General features: G+C 62.7%; 1 protein-coding gene. It reads left to right on the forward strand.

Translation table 11 applies throughout. From position 1 onward, the window contains the following. On the forward strand, nucleotides 1–2,489 hold a 2,489-nt coding region (locus tag AK821_RS24300), incomplete at both ends, for an RHS repeat protein (protein WP_161806675.1).

Consider the following 2,489-nt stretch of genomic DNA (forward strand, 5'->3'; position numbering starts at 1 on the left):
GAACAAAACCTCGTCAGCTACTGCTACGACGCCCGTCAACGCTTGTTGGCCGCGACCAACGCGGTCGGTGACAGCGAGCGTTATGACTACGATGACACCCACGTCATTTTGCAGCGGCAACTGGCTGGTGGCGCGAGTTTCTTCTGGGCGTGGGAGCGCTCGGGCAAATCGGCGCGCTGCGTAAGGCACTGGGCCTCGTTCTCGCAGATGAACACCCGTTACGTCTGGGGCGACGACGGCAGTGTCACGGTGTATTACGTCGATGGCACCGAAGAGGTTTACGTCCACGACGATCGAGCGCGGCTGGTGCGCAAGGTCGAGGCCGATGGCGGCGAGCAGCTCAAGGCCTATGACGATGCCGGGCGCTTGGTCGCCGAGCAGGATGCGTTAGGCGCCGTCACCGAATACCGCTACGACGAAGTCGGACGGCTGATCGCGCTGATTCCGCCGGATGACGCGCCAACGTCCTACGAGTACCGCAACGGTTTCCTCTACCGGCGTTCACGCCTTGATGCGGTGTGGCTCTATCGGCGCAATGCCGAGGGCGATGTCACCGAAGCAGTCGATCCCGACGGCAAGGTCACGCATTACTACTACGACGTACGCGGGCAACTGCTGTCGATCCGTTACCCGGACAGCAGCCGGATTCGGCTGGCGTGGAATGACCTCGGTCAGCTCATTGAAGAGACATTGCCTGACGGTGGCGTACGGCACTTTTCCTACGACGCGTTGGGGCGGCGGACCACCACCGTAGACGAACATGGTTCGGTGACCCGTCAACAGTGGGACGCGGCGTGTCGGCTGGCTCAGACGACGTTGCCGGGCGGCGCTACTCGCGCTTACAGCTACGGCGCTTACGGTCAGGTCACTGCCGAACGCGATGAACTGGGGCGCATCACCCGTTATGAATATGACGACGATCTGCACCTGGTCTCGCGGCGGATCAACCCCGACGGCACGCGGGTGCAGTACCGCTACGACCATGCGCAGTTATTGCTCACCGAGATTGAAAACGAATCCGGCGAGAAGTATCGGCTGGACTACACGCCGACCGGACTGATCCGCCAGGAAACCGGCTTCGACGGGCGGCGCACCGCGTATGCCTACGACCTCAACGGCCATCTGCTGGAGAAAACAGAATACGGCGATGACGGCTCGCAGCTGGTCACGGCGTATGCACGCGACAGCGCCGGGCGCCTGTTGGTCAAAACCCTGCCGGACGGGGTCAAGGTCAGCTATCAATACGACCGCCTCGGTCGTTTGACCGGCGTCGATGACGGCCAGAACCATCCGCTGGCCTTCGAGTACGACCGTCAGGATCGACTGATCACCGAGCATCAGGGCTGGGGCACCCTGCGTTACAGCTATGACGCCTGCGGTCAGCTCAAACGCCTGCGCTTGCCGGACAACAGCAAGCTCGATTACCACTACGCCAAGGGCGGCGCGCTGACCGGCATCGACCTCAACGGCGCGCAACTGACCACGCATGTCTTTCAGTGCGGGCGTGAACAACAACGCCAGCAAGGCCTGCTGCTCAGCGAATATTCTTACGACGATCAGGGCCGATTGCTCGCCCACGCAGTAGGCCATTCCCACGATGCGCTGTACCGCCGCGACTATGCCTACAGCGCCAACGGCAATCTGGAACACATCGCCGACACCCGCCACGGCCAGCGCACCTACGCCTACGACGCCCTCGACCGGCTGATCCGCGTGCGCCATTCGCGCGACGAGCTGCCGGAATCCTTTGCCCACGACCCGGCCGGCAACCTGCTGATGCAGGACCGCCCCGGCCCCAGTCAGATCACGGGCAATCGCCTGCTGATGCAGGGTGACCGGCATTACGACTACGACGCCTTCGGCAACCTGATCCGCGAACGCCGTGGCACCGCGCAAAAACTCGTCAGCGAATACCGCTACGACAGCCAGCACCGCCTGATCGGCCTGACCCGACCGGACGGCCAGACCGCGAGTTACCAGTACGACGCCTTCGGCCGGCGTATCCGCAAAACCGTCAACGGCCAGATAACCGAATTCTTCTGGCAGGGCGACAACCTCGTCGCCGAAAGCAGCCCGAGCGAATACCGCAGCTACGTCTACGAACCCGGCACCTTCCGCCCGCTGGCGCTGCTCGACGGCAAAGGCCCGAAAAAGGCCTGCCCGTTCTATTACCAACTCGACCACCTCGGCACCCCGCTGGAACTCACGGATTACAGCGGAGAAATCGTCTGGGCTGCGCAGTACGACGCCTACGGCAAAGTCGCCGCGCTGAGCCTGGCAGCGGCGGAATACCTCGATCAGCCGCTGCGGTTTCAGGGGCAGTATTTCGATGCGGAGAGTGGGCTGCATTACAACCGGCACCGGTATTACGACCCGCGGTTGGGAAGGTATCTGACGCCGGATCCCATCAAGTTGGCCGGTGGGTTGAATCAGTACCAGTACGTGCCGAATCCGACGGGGTGGGTGGATCCGTTGGGGTTGAGTTCCAA

The sequence above is a fragment of the Pseudomonas sp. RIT-PI-r genome (assembly GCF_001297015.1).
Taxonomy (GTDB): domain Bacteria; phylum Pseudomonadota; class Gammaproteobacteria; order Pseudomonadales; family Pseudomonadaceae; genus Aquipseudomonas.